At 65.5% G+C, this 14,089-nt stretch carries 16 protein-coding genes; all 16 read left to right on the top strand.

Annotated elements, in window-relative coordinates:
- The 16 genes from DW355_RS08165 to hisC all read left to right on the top strand — a co-directional run bounded on the left by DW355_RS08165 (position 1) and on the right by hisC (position 14,079).
- Positions 1 to 1,479, top strand: a complete 1,479-nt coding sequence (locus DW355_RS08165; RefSeq protein ID WP_131279135.1) for a glutamate synthase subunit beta — start codon at positions 1 to 3, stop codon at positions 1,477 to 1,479.
- Positions 1,480 to 1,689: 210 nt separating this feature from the next.
- Positions 1,690 to 2,535 carry an ABC transporter ATP-binding protein gene (locus DW355_RS08170; RefSeq protein WP_131279137.1) on the top strand — a complete coding sequence of 282 codons (846 nt, stop codon included), beginning with the start codon at positions 1,690 to 1,692 and terminating at the stop codon, positions 2,533 to 2,535.
- Positions 2,532 to 3,314 carry a lipid asymmetry maintenance ABC transporter permease subunit MlaE gene (gene mlaE, locus DW355_RS08175; protein WP_131279139.1) on the top strand — a complete coding sequence of 261 codons (783 nt, stop codon included), beginning with the start codon at positions 2,532 to 2,534 and terminating at the stop codon, positions 3,312 to 3,314. The genes DW355_RS08170 and mlaE overlap by 4 nt, the downstream gene beginning before the upstream one ends.
- Before the next feature lie 11 nt (positions 3,315 to 3,325).
- Positions 3,326 to 3,796, top strand: a complete 471-nt coding sequence (mlaD, locus tag DW355_RS08180; protein WP_131279141.1) for an outer membrane lipid asymmetry maintenance protein MlaD — start codon at positions 3,326 to 3,328, stop codon at positions 3,794 to 3,796.
- A gap of 119 nt (positions 3,797 to 3,915) precedes the next feature.
- Positions 3,916 to 4,812, top strand: coding sequence for an MlaA family lipoprotein (locus DW355_RS08185; protein ID WP_242671339.1), 897 nt, complete (start codon positions 3,916 to 3,918; stop codon positions 4,810 to 4,812).
- A 93-nt stretch (positions 4,813 to 4,905) separates the two neighbouring features.
- Entirely contained in the window at positions 4,906 to 5,571 is a 666-nt protein-coding gene (locus DW355_RS08190; RefSeq protein ID WP_131279145.1) for an MlaC/ttg2D family ABC transporter substrate-binding protein, read from the top strand.
- A gap of 27 nt (positions 5,572 to 5,598) precedes the next feature.
- A complete protein-coding gene (locus DW355_RS08195) occupies positions 5,599 to 5,883 on the top strand; it encodes an STAS domain-containing protein (RefSeq protein WP_431733221.1) in 285 nt (94 codons plus the stop codon).
- A 91-nt stretch (positions 5,884 to 5,974) separates the two neighbouring features.
- The gene (locus DW355_RS08200; protein WP_131279147.1) at positions 5,975 to 6,943 is read left to right on the top strand and encodes an ABC transporter ATP-binding protein; all 969 of its coding nucleotides are present in this window, start codon (positions 5,975 to 5,977) and stop codon (positions 6,941 to 6,943) included.
- 86 nt (positions 6,944 to 7,029) lie between these two features.
- Positions 7,030 to 7,785, top strand: a complete 756-nt coding sequence (locus tag DW355_RS08205) for an ABC transporter permease (RefSeq protein WP_131282511.1) — start codon at positions 7,030 to 7,032, stop codon at positions 7,783 to 7,785.
- A gap of 21 nt (positions 7,786 to 7,806) precedes the next feature.
- Complete coding sequence (locus DW355_RS08210) at positions 7,807 to 8,049, top strand: BolA family protein (RefSeq protein ID WP_131279149.1); 243 nt, start codon at positions 7,807 to 7,809, stop codon at positions 8,047 to 8,049.
- A 36-nt stretch (positions 8,050 to 8,085) separates the two neighbouring features.
- A complete protein-coding gene (murA, locus tag DW355_RS08215) occupies positions 8,086 to 9,357 on the top strand; it encodes a UDP-N-acetylglucosamine 1-carboxyvinyltransferase (protein ID WP_131279150.1) in 1,272 nt (423 codons plus the stop codon).
- A gap of 28 nt (positions 9,358 to 9,385) precedes the next feature.
- Positions 9,386 to 10,030 (top strand): ATP phosphoribosyltransferase, encoded by a 645-nt coding sequence (gene hisG / locus DW355_RS08220; RefSeq protein ID WP_131279152.1) that lies wholly within the window; start codon positions 9,386 to 9,388, stop codon positions 10,028 to 10,030.
- Positions 10,027 to 11,343 (top strand): histidinol dehydrogenase, encoded by a 1,317-nt coding sequence (hisD, locus tag DW355_RS08225; RefSeq protein WP_131279154.1) that lies wholly within the window; start codon positions 10,027 to 10,029, stop codon positions 11,341 to 11,343. The genes hisG and hisD overlap by 4 nt, the downstream gene beginning before the upstream one ends.
- Before the next feature lie 17 nt (positions 11,344 to 11,360).
- Positions 11,361 to 11,759, top strand: a complete 399-nt coding sequence (locus DW355_RS08230; protein ID WP_131279156.1) for a cupin domain-containing protein — start codon at positions 11,361 to 11,363, stop codon at positions 11,757 to 11,759.
- An 11-nt stretch (positions 11,760 to 11,770) separates the two neighbouring features.
- Entirely contained in the window at positions 11,771 to 12,943 is a 1,173-nt protein-coding gene (locus tag DW355_RS08235; RefSeq protein WP_431733222.1) for an HPP family protein, read from the top strand.
- Positions 12,940 to 14,079 carry a histidinol-phosphate transaminase gene (hisC, locus tag DW355_RS08240; protein WP_131279160.1) on the top strand — a complete coding sequence of 380 codons (1,140 nt, stop codon included), beginning with the start codon at positions 12,940 to 12,942 and terminating at the stop codon, positions 14,077 to 14,079. Before DW355_RS08235 ends, hisC begins: the two co-directional genes overlap by 4 nt.
- Positions 14,080 to 14,089: the final 10 nt, after the last annotated feature.

The raw sequence follows: 14,089 nt of genomic DNA on the forward strand, positions 1-14,089 counted from the left end.
ATGGGAAAAGTCACCGGCTTCATGGAGTACGAGCGTCTCGAGGAGGGCTACGAGCCCGTCACGAAGCGCGTCAAGAACTACAAGGAATTCGTGATCGGCTTGAGCGAGCCGCAGGCGAAGCAGCAAGGCGCGCGTTGCATGGATTGCGGCACGCCCTTCTGCAACAGCGGCTGCCCGGTCAACAACATCATTCCGGACTTCAACGATCTGGTTTACCGTGGCGACTGGAAGAACGCGATCGAGGTGCTGCACAGCACCAACAACTTCCCCGACTTCACGGGCCGTGTCTGCCCCGCGCCTTGCGAGGCGGCCTGCACGCTGAACATCAACGACGACGCGGTGGGAATCAAGTCCATCGAGCACGCCATCATCGACCGCGCCTGGGCCGAGGGCTGGATCAAGCCCCAGCCTGCCGCCGTGAAGACGGGCAAAAAGGTCGCCGTCGTGGGTTCCGGCCCGGCCGGCCTGGCCGCTGCCCAACAACTGGCGCGCGCCGGCCACGCTGTGACCGTGTTCGAGAAGAACGACACGGCCGGCGGCCTGCTGCGCTTTGGCATCCCGGATTTCAAGTTCGACAAGTCGCACATCGAGCGCCGCGTCAAGCAGATGGAAGCCGAGGGCGTGGTGTTCAGGACGAACACGATGGTCGGTGAACTCCCCAAGGGGTCCAAGGTCACCAACTGGGCCAAGGACACGGTCAGCCCCGAGCAACTGAAGAAAGAGTTCGATGCCGTGCTGCTGGCGGGCGGTGCGGAGCAGAGCCGTGACTTGCCGGTGCCGGGCCGTGACCTGGACGGCATCCATTTCGCGATGGAATTCCTGCCCATGCAGAACCGCGTCAACGCGGGTGGCAAGGTCAAGGACCAGATCATGGCCACCGGCAAGCACGTCATCGTGATCGGCGGTGGCGACACCGGTTCCGATTGCGTGGGCACGAGCAACCGCCATGGCGCGGCCAGCGTGACCCAGTTCGAGGTGATGCCCCAGCCGCCCGAGCAGGAGAACAAGCCCCTGGTCTGGCCCTACTGGCCGCTGAAGCTGCGCACCAGCTCCAGCCACGAGGAAGGCTGCGTGCGCGAGTTCGCCGTGTCGACCAAGGCCTTCATCGGCGGGGAAGGCAAGGACAAGGGCCGCATCGTGGGTCTGAAGACCGTGCACGTCGAGGTCAAGGATGGCAAGTTCGTCGAGATCCCGGGCACCGAGAAGGACTACAAGGCCGACCTCGTGCTGCTGGCCATGGGGTTTGTCAGCCCGGTGGCGAGCATCCTCGAGTCCTTTGGTGTCGAGAAAGACCCGCGCGGCAACGCCAAGGCGGGCGTGGACGCGCAGGGTGGCTATCGGACCAGCGTGGACCAGGTGTTCGCGGCCGGTGACATGCGTCGCGGGCAGTCCCTGGTGGTCTGGGCCATCCGCGAAGGCCGCCAGGCTGCGCGTGCGGTGGACGAATTCCTCATGGGTTCCAGTACCCTGCCGCGCTAGGCGGCTTGCTCCGGTCGCCCATGCCGTTCCTGCGGCCGACCCCTGCCTCATGGGGTCTGCCGTGTCGTGTTGACGATGCGATGGGTGTCGCCGGCGCAACGACGAGGGATTTACAAGGCTTTCCCCAGGGAGCGAGGGGACGTGGCCATGCTTTATGATCCGCCGGCCCAAGCAAGAAGAGTGCTTCTTCCGGGCCAACGAATTCACGACATGGCTGTATCAACACAACAAGGCTCGCCGGACTCCTCCTTGGTCGAACTGCGCGACGTGGTGTTCGGCTATGGCGAGCGCGCCATCCTCAACGGTGTCAATTTGGTCATTCCGCGGGGCAAGGTCACCGCGATCATGGGGGCTTCGGGTGGTGGCAAGACCACCGTGCTGCGCCTGATCGGCGGGCAGATCCGGGCCCAGCAGGGCCAAGTGCTGTTCGACGGACAGAATGTGGGTGAGATGGACCATGCCCGCCTCTACGAAGCGCGCCGTCGCATGGGCATGCTCTTCCAGTTCGGCGCGCTCTTCGCCGACCTGAGCGTGTTCGAGAACGTGGCCTTTCCCCTGCGCGAGCACACCAAGCTGAGCGAGGATCTGCTGCGCGGCGTGGTGCTGATGAAGCTCAATGCCGTGGGCCTGCGGGGAGCGCGTGACCTGATGCCCAGCGAGGTTTCGGGTGGCATGGCACGGCGCGTGGCGCTGGCGCGCGCGATCGCGCTCGATCCCGAACTCATCATGTACGACGAACCGTTCGCCGGGCTGGATCCGATCTCCCTGGGCACGGCGGCGCAACTGATCCGCCGACTGAACGACAGCCTGGGCGTGACCAGCATCGTCGTATCGCATGACCTGGAGGAAACCTTCCAGATCGCTGACCATGTGGTGATCCTGGCCAATGGGGGCATCGCGGTGCAGGGCACGCCCGACGAAGTGCATCGCTCCACCGATCCGCTGGTGCAGCAGTTCGTGCAGGCGCTGCCGGACGGGCCCGTGCATTTCCACTATCCCGGCCCGACCGAGGAAGAGGACTTTGGCGGGGTGCGTGGCACGGAGGTGACCAAATGAGCTGGTGGCGTCCTTCCGACGTGGGGTACGCGGTGCGCCGCAAGCTGGTCGACATCGGCCGCGCGACGCGCCTGTTCATCCGTTTCTGGCAACTGGTGCGACCCACTTTCCGGCGTTTTGGCCTGGTGGGCGAGCAAATCCATTTGTTGGGCAACCACTCGATGGCCATCATCGTGGTCTCGGGCTTGTTCGTGGGCTTCGTGCTTGGGCTTCAGGGCTACTACATCCTGGTGGATTTCGGCTCGGAACAGGCGCTGGGCCAAATGGTCACGTTGTCGCTGGTGCGCGAGCTGGGGCCGGTGGTGGCCGCGCTGCTGTTTGCCGGACGGGCTGGTACGTCGCTGACGGCGGAGATCGGCCTGCTCAAGGCCGGCGAACAGCTGAACGCCATGGCGATGATGGCGGTTGATCCGGTGCAGCGCATCCTCGCGCCGCGCTTCTGGGCCGGGGTCATCGCGCTGCCCTTGCTGACTGCCGTCTTCAGCGCGGTCGGCGTGATCGGTGGCTGGGTCGTCGGCGTGATCATGATCGGCATCGATCCCGGTGCGTTCTGGGGGCAGATGCAGGCGAGCGTGAGTGTTTGGAGCGACGTCGGCAATGGCGTCATCAAGAGCATCGTGTTTGGTTTCACGGTGACGTTCACGGCGTTGTTCCAGGGGTATGAGGCGCAACCCACGCCCGAAGGCGTGTCGCGCGCAACCACGCGCACGGTGGTGATGGCTTCGCTGGCGGTGCTGGGACTGGACTTCGTCCTCACTGCCTTGATGTTCACGATTTAGGAGAGTGCGTGATGGAACGCTCGAAAAATGATGTGTGGGTCGGCCTGTTCGTTCTGCTCGGACTGGCGGCCCTGGTGTTTCTGGCTCTGCAGGCGGCCAATCTGCTGCACCTGAGTTTCCAGTCCAGCTACCGCGTCGAGGCATTGTTCGACAACGTCGGTGGCTTGAAGCCACGCGCGGCCGTCAAGAGTGGCGGTGTGGTCGTGGGACGGGTGGCGGGTATCAGCTTTGACGACAAGAGCTTCCAGGCACGCGTGCGCATCGACCTGGAAGACCGCTACAAGTTTCCCAAGGACAGCTCGCTCAAGATCCTGACCAGCGGTTTGCTGGGGGATCAGTACATCGGCATCGAGGCCGGTGCCGACGACAAAAACCTGGTTGAAGGCGACATGCTGGCCAATACCCAATCCGCCATCGTGCTCGAAAACCTGATCGGTCAGTTCCTCTACAACAAGGCGAGCGAGGAACCCGCGAAGAAATGACACTGGGGCCGAAGCACGGGGCTACGGGTAAGGCACCGCCGCCGCCCGGGCGCGGTCAACAAGCAAGCCGGCGATCGGGCCGGGCCTTGGGCGCAGTCATTTTTTGCCTTGCGGGTGTCTTGCTGACAGCCGGCCTGTCCGGCTGCGCCCACAGCCCGCAATCCGGGGAGCCCACGACGGCTGTTCGCGCCGATCCCGATCCGCTGGAGCCCTGGAACCGCGGCGTGTATGGCTTCAACGATGCGCTGGATCGTGCCATCCTCAAGCCTGCGGCCACGGCCTACCAGGACTATGTGCCCTCGATGGTGCGCAAGGGCGTCGGCAATTTCTTCAGCAACCTGGAAGACGCCTGGACCACGATCAACAGTGCCTTGCAGCTGAAAGGGCGGGCGGCCGGCGAAAGCTTCACCCGCTTGTGGGTCAATACACTCTTTGGTCTGGGCGGTGTACTGGATGTCGCGACCGAGATGCGCATTCCGCGCCACAACGAGGACTTCGGTCAGACCCTGGGGTACTGGGGCGTGGGCCCGGGGCCCTATCTGGTGCTTCCCTTGCTGGGGCCGTCCACGCTGCGCGACACCGCCGCCTTGCCGGTTGACTGGGCGGGGGATCCGCTGAGCCAGCAAGACAACATCCGGGTGCGCAACTCCTTGTTCGTGCTCGGTCAGCTGGACAACCGTGCCGGCCTGCTGAAGCAGGAGGCGCTGATGGAGGGCGCGACTTTCGATCGCTACGTGCTCATCCGGGATGCTTACCTGCAGTACCGTCGCCATCTGGTCTATGACGGTGAGCCGCCCGACGAACCCATGCCGGAAGACGATTACAACTACGAGGAAGACGCGGGGACTGCAGAGCCCCAGCCTGCGCCAGCGGAAGTTGATGAATCCTCGCCCGAGGAGTCCGCTACCCCCACGACGCCCCAGGTCGAGCGCGATACGCGCGTGCCCGGTAGAATGCCCGGCACGCCTTCGGTGCCGCTTGATCTGGGCTTGCCGGGCTTGAAGGTCATCAAATAACAAGTCCATCAGAGAGCCAACAAGAAACGTGGCGCGCTTGCGCATTCAAGCCGTTACAGGCTGATGGCGCGCGCGTGCCAGGAGTCACTTTCCATGCAAGGTCGTATTTCCCCTCGTCTTTCTACATGCGGCTGGTTGGCTGGAGGCCTGCTGGCCCTGGTGGCCTGGATGCAGCCGGCCCAGGCCGAGACCCCTGCGGATGCCATGGTGCTGACCATGTCGAACGATGTGCTTGGCACCATCCAATCCGATCCGGCGCTGATGGCGGGCAATATGCCGCGCCTGATCGCCCTCGTCGACACCAAGATCATGCCGCTGGTCAACTTCCAGCGCATGACCGCTTCGGCGGTCGGGCCCGGCTGGCGACAGGCGACCCCCGAGCAGCGTCAGCGCCTTCAGGACGAATTCAAGACCTTGCTGGTGCGCACCTATGCCGGTGCCCTGGCGCAGGTGCAAGGCATGAAGGTCAGCGCCAAGCCCATGCGCGCTGCGGCGGATGCCAAGGATGTGATCGTGCGCACCGAGCTTCGCGGCCCCGGCACGGCTGAGCCTGTGCAGCTCGACTACCGCTTGGAGCAGGCACCGGACACTGCGGTGGGCTGGCGGATCTACAACGTCAACGTGATGGGCGTGTGGCTGGTTGAAACCTACCGCAGCCAGTTCGCGCAGGAAGTCAATGCGCGTGGCATCGACGGGCTCATCGTCTCCCTGGCCGAGCGCAACAAGGCCACAGCCCAGGCGGCGGCCGCTAAGAATTGATCCCACTCAGCAGAAAGGCGTTCCCTCATGCCGACCCCGCCCTTGCTTGTGCTGCCCGAAGACCTGACGCACCGTCAGGCCAACGCCTGTCTGCCCATGCTGGTGCAGGCGATTCCATCGCAGACCGGACCTGCGGCACAGGTGGATGCCGGAGCCCTGGAACACTTTGACTCTTCGACGCTGGCGGTTCTGTTGGAGTTCCGTCGGGCCTGCCTGGCGCAGGGCAAGGGCCTGGAGTTGCTGCACCTGAATCCGCGGCTGGTGGAACTGGCCCGTCTTTACGGCGTGGACGGGTTGCTGTCCATCCATTGAGCCCAATTGCCGATGGGGCAAGGGCAGGGTAGGGCCTCATGCCGGTATGGTCAGCCGGGTTTCGCCCCGCTCGCTAAAATAGCGGGCTCCCATGCCAGCCACCACCACACAACCCGCCATCTCCTTCCAGTCCATCACCAAGCGCTACCCCGTTCCCAAGGGTGCTGCGCGCGGTGGCCAGGCCGGTGGAGATGCAAGCACCTTCGCGGCCCTGGACGACGTCAGTTTCGACATCGCGCAGGGTGAATTCTTCGGTCTGCTCGGCCCCAACGGCGCCGGCAAGACCACCCTCATCAGCATCCTCGCAGGCCTGACCCGGGCCAGCAGCGGTCGCGTGACCGTGCTGGGCCACGACGTGCAGGCCGATTACGCCGCGGCGCGGGGGCTGTTGGGCGTCGTGCCGCAGGAACTGGTGTTCGATCCCTTCTTCAACGTGCGCGAGGCCCTGCGTTTCCAATCCGGTTATTTCGGTGTCAAGAACAACGAAGCCTGGATCGACGAACTGCTGGAAGGTCTGGGCTTGGCCGACAAGGCCAATGCCAACATGCGACAGCTTTCCGGCGGCATGAAGCGCCGTGTGCTGGTGGCGCAGGCCCTGGTGCACAAGCCACCCGTGATCGTCCTGGACGAGCCGACCGCGGGCGTGGACGTGGAACTGCGCCAAACCCTGTGGCAGTTTGTCCTGCGCCTGAACCGCGAGGGTCACGCCGTGTTGCTGACCACGCATTACCTGGAAGAAGCCGAGGCCCTGTGCAGCCGAATTGCCATGCTCAAGCACGGCAAGGTGGTGGCCTTGGAGCGCACCAGCGAATTGCTCAAATCCGCGTCCAGCCATGTGCTGCGCCTGAAGATCGAGGGCGAACTGCCGGCTGCGCTGGCCGCCCGCGCGCGGGTGACCGGGCGCAGCGTGCAGTTTCCGGCCCAGGACGCGCGCGCGATCGAAGATTACCTGGCCGCCGTGCGCGCAGCGGGCGTGCGGGTGGACGAGGTGGAAATCACCAAGGCTGACCTGGAGGATGTGTTCATCCAGGTCATGGGCGAACAAAGGGAGTCTGCATGAACGCCGTTGAACCGCTGCAGGGCGCTCAAGTGCCTTCGGAAGCCGGTGAGGGAGCGTGGGTCCGCGTCCGCACAGGGGGCGGCCGGCTGCAAGGCTGGCAGACCCTGTTCTACAAGGAAGTGCTGCGTTTCTGGAAGGTCAGCTTCCAGACCATCGCCGCGCCCGTGCTCACGGCCTTGCTCTACCTGCTGATCTTCGGCCATGTGCTGGAAGACCATGTGAAGGTCTACGACCGCATCAGCTACACCGCCTTCCTGATCCCGGGCCTGGTGATGATGAGCGTGCTGCAGAACGCCTTCGCCAACAGCTCGTCCAGCCTGATCCAGAGCAAGATCACGGGCAACCTCATCTTCCTGCTGCTCACGCCACTGTCGCACTGGGCCTGGTTTGTGGCCTATGTGGGCTCCTCGGTGCTGCGCGGCCTGGTGGTGGGGGCGGGCGTGATGCTGGTGACCGTGTGGTTCGCGGACCTGACGCTGGTCGCGCCGCTCTGGGTGCTGGTGTTCGCCGTGCTGGGCGCGGCCCTGTTGGGAGCCATGGGCCTGATCGCCGGGCTCTGGGCCGAGAAGTTCGACCAGTTGGCTGCCTTCCAGAACTTCCTGATCATGCCCATGACATTTCTATCGGGCGTGTTCTATTCGCTGCACACCTTGCCCGCGTTCTGGCAGGGCCTGAGCCACGTCAACCCCTTCTTCTACATGATCGATGGCTTCCGCTACGGCTTCTTCGGCGTGAGCGATGTGTCGCCCTGGCTGAGCCTGGGTGTGGTCGGCGTGGCCTTGCTGGGCGTCGGAGCGCTGGCGGTGCACCTGCTGCGCATCGGCTACAAGATCCGCCACTGATCCTGATCAGATTGATTCGACATGCACGCCCAAGACCTGCAAGCACTCATCCAGGCCGGCCTGCCCTGCGAGCACATCGTGGTGGAGGGTGATGGTCGGCATTGGAGCGCCGTCATCGTCTCGCCCGAGTTCGAGGGCAAGCGCCTGATCCAGCGCCACCAGCGAGTCTATGCCACGCTGGGGCAACGCATGCACACAGACGAGGTGCACGCACTGTCGATGAAAACCTACACGCCGGCTGAATGGCAGGCGGCGTCTGAATAACCGTCCGCCGATGGGCGGCGTCACCAGAAGAACACCATGGACAAACTTAGGATACGGGGCGGACAGGAATTGAGGGGCGAGGTGCCGATTGCCGGCGCCAAGAACGCGGCCCTGCCGGAACTGTGCGCGGCCCTGCTGACGGAAGAGCCGGTTACCTTGCTCAACGTCCCTGGCTTGCAGGACGTGACGACCATGTTGCAACTGCTGCGCCACATGGGCGTGGTTGCCAACCGCGATGAACAGGGGCGTACGCGCATTGATGCGGGTGCTTTGAATTTGCGCGAAGCACCTTATGAGTTGGTCAAGACCATGCGCGCTTCGGTGCTGGCGCTGGGGCCGCTGGTCGCACGTTTTGGCGAGGCGACGGTGTCGCTGCCCGGTGGTTGCGGCATCGGCTCGCGCCCAGTGGACCAGCACATCAAAGGCTTGCAGGCCATGGGCGCGGACATCGTGGTCGAGCATGGCTACATGCTGGCCAAGTTGCCCCAGGGGCAGAAGCGTTTGAAAGGCGCTCGTATCGCCACCGACATGGTCACGGTCACGGGCACCGAGAACCTGCTGATGGCGGCCACCTTGGCTGAAGGCGAAACCATCCTGGAGAACGCCGCTCAGGAACCGGAGATTCCGGATTTGGCCGAGCTGCTGATCAAGATGGGCGCCAGGATCGAAGGCCATGGCACCAGCCGCATCCGCATTCAGGGCGTGGAAAAACTCCACGGCGCCGAGCACCAAGTGGTGGCCGACCGCATCGAGGCGGGCACCTTCCTCTGTGCCGTTGCCGCCACGGGTGGCGACGTCTTCCTGCGCCATGCGCGGGGCGATCACCTGGACGCCGTGATTGAAAAACTGGTCGCGGCCGGCGCGCGCGTCATGGTCCAATCCGATGGCATTCGCATCCAGTCGCAGGGTCGCCTGAAAGCCCAGAGCTTTCGCACGACCGAATACCCCGGTTTCCCGACCGACATGCAGGCCCAGTTCATGGCGCTCAACGTGATTGCCGAAGGCACCTCGACGGTGACGGAAACCATCTTCGAGAACCGCCTGATGCACGTGGACGAGCTGGCCCGCCTGGGCGCGCACGCGCGCATCCAGGCCGGGGGCATGGTTGCCGTGATCGAAGGCGTCCCTCGCTTGTCGGGTGCTACCGTCATGGCCACGGATCTGCGCGCGTCCGCGGGCCTGGTCATCGCCGGCCTGGTGGCCGAGGGTGAAACCCTCGTGGACCGCATCTACCACCTGGACCGTGGCTACGACCGTATGGAAGCCAAGCTCGCGGCCCTGGGCGCGGACATCGAGCGCGTCAAGTGAACGCGCGTCTTGTGAACGAGGCCCTCGCATGATCACCCTGGCGCTTTCCAAAGGCCGCATCTTCGACGAGACCTTGCCCCTGTTGCGCAGCGCGGGCATCGAGGTGCTGGACGATCCGGAAAAGACCCGCAAGCTCATCCTCGCCACCAACCGGCCCGAAGTGCGGGTGGTTCTGGTGCGCGCCACTGACGTGCCGACCTATGTGCAGTATGGCGGCGCGGACCTGGGCATCACCGGCCTCGACACGCTGATCGAACACGGCAACGAGGGCTTGTACCAGCCACTGGACCTGCGCATCGCCCAGTGCCGCGTGAGCGTGGCCGTGCGCGAGGGCTACGACTACGCTGCCGCCGTGCGCCAGGGCGCACGCCTGCGCGTGGCGACCAAGTACGTGACCATCGCGCGCGATTTCTTCGCCGCCAAGGGCGTGCACGTGGACCTGATCAAGCTTTACGGCAGCATGGAACTGGCTCCGCTCACGGGCCTGGCCGATGCCATCGTGGACTTGGTGTCCACCGGCAACACGCTCAAGGCCAACAACCTGGTGGAAGTCGAGCGCATCATGGACATCTCCGCGCGCCTGGTCGTGAATCAGGCCGCGCTCAAGCTCAAGCGCGAGCCGCTGCGCCACATCATCGATGCCTTCGGGCAGGCACTGGAAGTCGCCCCATGAGTTTCAAGGCCGCGCCTCTGCGCCTGTCCACCACGCAGGCCGACTTCGAACCACGCTTCCAGCAGCGCCTGCACTGGGCGGCCGATACCGACGCGGCCATCGAGCAACGCGTGGCCGACATCCTGGCCGACGTGCAGCAGCGCGGCGACGCGGCGGTGCTGGAATACACCGCACGTTTTGACGGTCTGCAAGTGGCCAGCATGGCGGCGTTGGAAATCAAGGCCGAGGAGCTGAAGGCCGCTTTCGGCGGGCTGCCCGTCGCGCAGCGCGAGGCCTTGCAGGCCGCCGCCGAGCGCGTGCGCCGCTACCACGAGGCGCAGAAGAAGGCCAGTGGCGAGAGCTGGAGCTACCGTGACGCCGACGGCACCCTGCTGGGCCAGAAGGTCACGCCGCTGGACCGGGTGGGCATCTATGTGCCGGGAGGCAAGGCGGCCTACCCGTCTTCCGTGCTGATGAACGCCATTCCCGCGCACGTTGCGGGCGTGGGCGAGATCATCATGGTCGTGCCCACGCCGCGCGGTGAAAAGAACCCCCTGGTTCTCGCTGCGGCTTTTGTGGCCGGCGCGCACCGCGTTTTCACCATCGGCGGCGCACAGGCCGTGGCCGCGCTGGCTTACGGCACGACCACCATCCCGAAGGTCGACAAAATCACGGGCCCCGGCAATGCCTACGTGGCCAGCGCCAAGCGCCGTGTCTTCGGCGTGGTGGGCATCGACATGATCGCCGGCCCCAGCGAAATCCTCGTGCTGGCCGACGGCAGCACGCCTGCTGATTGGGTGGCGATGGATCTGTTCAGTCAGGCCGAGCACGACGAGCTGGCGCAAAGTATCCTGCTCTGCCCCGACGCCACTTACATCGACGCCGTGCAGCGCGAGATCGACCGCCTGCTCAACGAGATGCCGCGTGCCGAAATCATCGCCAAGAGCCTGACGGGCCGGGGCGCGTTGATCCAGACCCGTGACATGGCGGAGGCCTGCGCCATCAGCAACCGCATCGCGCCCGAGCATCTGGAAGTCAGCAGCCAGGACCCGCACCGCTGGGAGCCTTTGCTCAAGCACGCCGGCGCCATCTTCCTTGGCGCCTACACCAGCGAGTCGCTCGGCGACTACTGCGCCGGCCCCAACCACGTGCTGCCTACCAGTGGCACGGCGCGCTTCTCGTCACCGCTGGGCGTCTACGACTTCCAGAAGCGCAGCAGCCTGATCGAAGTCAGCGAGGCCGGCGCGCAAGGCCTGGGCAAGATCGCCGCTGAACTCGCCTATGGCGAAGGTTTGCAGGCGCATGCGCGGGCAGCGGAGATGCGGCTGCGCTGAAGATCCTGGGTGTTGATATGCCTCTGACTCAGGACATCCTCGGCACCTACCTGCACTTCCGTGACGATGGCCGCGCCGACACGGTGCCTGCCACGGACGCCTTCTGGGCCGACCTGTCGACCGGGCGCTTGCCGCAGCTGGATCAAGGGCGGCTGATGTCGGCTTTCACCTTCTCCGAACCCTGGGCCAGCTGGGAGCGACACCCAGCAGGCGAGGAACTGGTCATGCTGCTGTCCGGGGCCTGCGAGTTCGTGCTCGACCTGCCAGATGGGGTGCAGGTGACGCAGCTGCAAACGCCCGGCGCTTATGTGCTTGTGCCCCCGAATGTGTGGCACACGGCCAGAACGACGGTGCCGACCACTGTGCTTTTTCTGACGCCGGGCGCTGGCACGGAGCACCGCCGCTCCGTCACGTAGCGCACTCTAGAATGCCCCGCTTTGGTGCTTCTGGAGCGTTCCCTGTGCATTTCCCTTTGTCCTGGCTGGCTGGCTTGAGGCCCGCGCAGCCTCGGGTCAGCCCCCGTGAGATCGGGCTCAGCGTGTTGGGCGCGGCCCTGGGCCTGCTGGGCTCAGCGGCCCTGAGTCATTTCATCCTGGGGGAGGTCAACCCCTGGTTCATCGCCCCCATGGGCGCCTCCACCGTGTTGCTGTTCGCGGCGCCGGCCAGTCCCCTGGCCCAGCCCTGGCCCATGCTGGCGGGCAATCTGGTGTCGGCCGTGGTGGGCGTGGCCTGCATGCACGCTTTCGGGCATGGCGTGCTCGCGGCGGGCCTGGCCGGCGCCAGCGCCATCGCCGCCATGTTCGCCTTGCGCTGCCTGCACCCGCCCGGTGGCGCGGTGGCGCTGACGGCGGTGCTGGGCGGCCCGGCCATCGCCGAACTGGGCTGGCACTATGTGCTGTGGCCGGCGGGGCTGAACTCCGTCCTGCTGCTCGCACTGGCCTTGCTCTACAGCGCGCTGGTGCGTCGCCCTTACCCGCACCGGCCCGCGCCGCATCCGCATGGCACGAGCGACCCGCTGCCCAGCGCACGCCTGGGTTTCGACCGGGCCGACCTGGACGCGGCACTCGCCAGCCAAGGCCATCTTCTGGACATCACCCGGGACGATTTGGAGCAGGTGTTGGTGCGCGCCCAGTTGCAGGCCAGCCGCCGTCAGTTCGGCGACCTGCTGTGCGAGGACATCATGTCCCGCGATGTGGTCGCCGCGCGCCCGCGCGACGGCGTGGACGCCGCCTGGGCCCAGCTGATCGTGCACAAGGTCAAGGCCTTGCCCGTGGTGCGGGACGACAAAACGCTGGCCGGCATTGTGTCCCTGCACGACTTCTTCCTGGCCCAGAGCGCGCCCGACCCGCGCAAGTTGCCGGTGATGAACACGGCCCGGCATGTGCAGGACATCATGACGCGGCGCGTGCGCGTGGCGCGGCCTGGGCAGCCCTTGGTTGAGTTGGTCGAGCTATTTTCCGATGGCGGCCTGCACCATCTGCCCGTGGTGGACGAGGCGCTGCGCGTGGTCGGTATGATCACCCAGTCCGACGTGGTGGCCGCGCTGTTCAAGGCGAGCCACCGCCCTCTCCCCCCGGTGCCCTCCCATCCTGCCCCATGAACGCGCCTGACCTTTCCCGTTCGCGCCCACCTGTTTTTGCCCGTATCCGTGACGACGTGCAGGGCATGCATGCCTATGCAGTGCAAGACAGCGCGGGCATGGTCAAGCTGGACGCGATGGAGAACCCCTACAGCCTGTCGCCCGAACTGCAGGCCGAACTGGGCCGTCGCCTCGGCGCGGTGGCGGTGAACCGTTACCCGGGCGCGCGCATCGAGGATCTGAAGCGGGCCTTGGCGCACTACATCGATCTGCCCAAGGGCCAGGCGCTGATGCTGGGCAATGGTTCGGACGAATTGATCTCTCTGGTCGCCATGGCCTGCGACCTGCCGGGGGCCTCCATCCTGGCGCCCGCGCCGGGCTTCGTGATGTACGCGATGAGCGCGCAGCTGCAAGGCCTGGCCTTCCACAGCGTCGACCTGACGCCGGATTTCCAGCTGGACGAGGCGGCCATGCTGGCCGCTATTCGCGAGCACAAGCCCGCCATCACTTACCTGGCCTATCCGAACAACCCCACGGGCACCCTGTGGGATGAAGCCACCATGAAGAACATCATCGCCGTCGCGGGTGCCCAGGGCGGCCTGGTGGTGATCGACGAGGCCTACCAGCCCTTCGCGGCCAAGACCTGGCTGGACCGCATGCGCGCCGAACCGGGCCAACATGGCCATGTCCTGCTGATGCGCACGTTGTCCAAGTTCGGCCTGGCCGGCGTGCGACTGGGCTACATGGTCGGGCCGGCGGCCCTGCTGGCCGAGTTCGACAAGGTGCGGCCGCCCTACAACGTGAGCGTGCTCAACGCCGAATGCGCGTTGTTCGCCCTTGAACACGCCGAGGTGTTCGCGGCCCAGGCGCGCGAGATCAAGGCACAGCGCGCGATGCTCGTGGACGCCCTGCGAGCGCTGAGTTTCACCGTCTGGGACAGCGAGGCCAACATGATCCTGGTGCGCGTCCCGACGCTCGCGGGCGGGGCAGGCGCGCCCCAAGTCGCTGCACGCGTGTTCGCTGGCCTCAAGGCCCGCAAGATCCTGGTCAAGAACGTGTCGGCCATGCACCCGCTGTTGGCCGGTTGTCTGCGCTTGACTGTGGGCACGCCGCAGGAAAATGCCCAAATGCTGGCGGCTCTGCGAGAATCGCTCTAAATTTCACGCT

It is taken from the genome of Hylemonella gracilis, assembly GCF_004328645.1.
GTDB classification, from domain to species: Bacteria; Pseudomonadota; Gammaproteobacteria; order Burkholderiales; family Burkholderiaceae_C; genus Hylemonella; species Hylemonella gracilis_B.

Bases quoted from the DNA above. Each gene is read 5' to 3' on its own strand.
- mlaD (WP_131279141.1), top strand. From the start codon at position 3,326: ATGGAACGCTCGAAAAATGATGTGTGGGTCGGCCTGTTCGTTCTGCTC.
- murA (WP_131279150.1), top strand. From the start codon at position 8,086: ATGGACAAACTTAGGATACGGGGCGGACAGGAATTGAGGGGCGAGGTG.
- hisD (WP_131279154.1), top strand. From the start codon at position 10,027: ATGAGTTTCAAGGCCGCGCCTCTGCGCCTGTCCACCACGCAGGCCGAC.
- DW355_RS08230 (WP_131279156.1), top strand. From the start codon at position 11,361: ATGCCTCTGACTCAGGACATCCTCGGCACCTACCTGCACTTCCGTGAC.
- hisG (WP_131279152.1), top strand. From the start codon at position 9,386: ATGATCACCCTGGCGCTTTCCAAAGGCCGCATCTTCGACGAGACCTTG.
- hisC (WP_131279160.1), top strand. From the start codon at position 12,940: ATGAACGCGCCTGACCTTTCCCGTTCGCGCCCACCTGTTTTTGCCCGT.
- DW355_RS08200 (WP_131279147.1), top strand. From the start codon at position 5,975: ATGCCAGCCACCACCACACAACCCGCCATCTCCTTCCAGTCCATCACC.
- DW355_RS08165 (WP_131279135.1), top strand. From the start codon at position 1: ATGGGAAAAGTCACCGGCTTCATGGAGTACGAGCGTCTCGAGGAGGGC.
- mlaE (WP_131279139.1), top strand. From the start codon at position 2,532: ATGAGCTGGTGGCGTCCTTCCGACGTGGGGTACGCGGTGCGCCGCAAG.
- DW355_RS08195 (WP_431733221.1), top strand. From the start codon at position 5,599: ATGCCGACCCCGCCCTTGCTTGTGCTGCCCGAAGACCTGACGCACCGT.
- DW355_RS08235 (WP_431733222.1), top strand. From the start codon at position 11,771: ATGCCCCGCTTTGGTGCTTCTGGAGCGTTCCCTGTGCATTTCCCTTTG.
- DW355_RS08170 (WP_131279137.1), top strand. From the start codon at position 1,690: ATGGCTGTATCAACACAACAAGGCTCGCCGGACTCCTCCTTGGTCGAA.
- DW355_RS08190 (WP_131279145.1), top strand. From the start codon at position 4,906: ATGCAAGGTCGTATTTCCCCTCGTCTTTCTACATGCGGCTGGTTGGCT.
- DW355_RS08210 (WP_131279149.1), top strand. From the start codon at position 7,807: ATGCACGCCCAAGACCTGCAAGCACTCATCCAGGCCGGCCTGCCCTGC.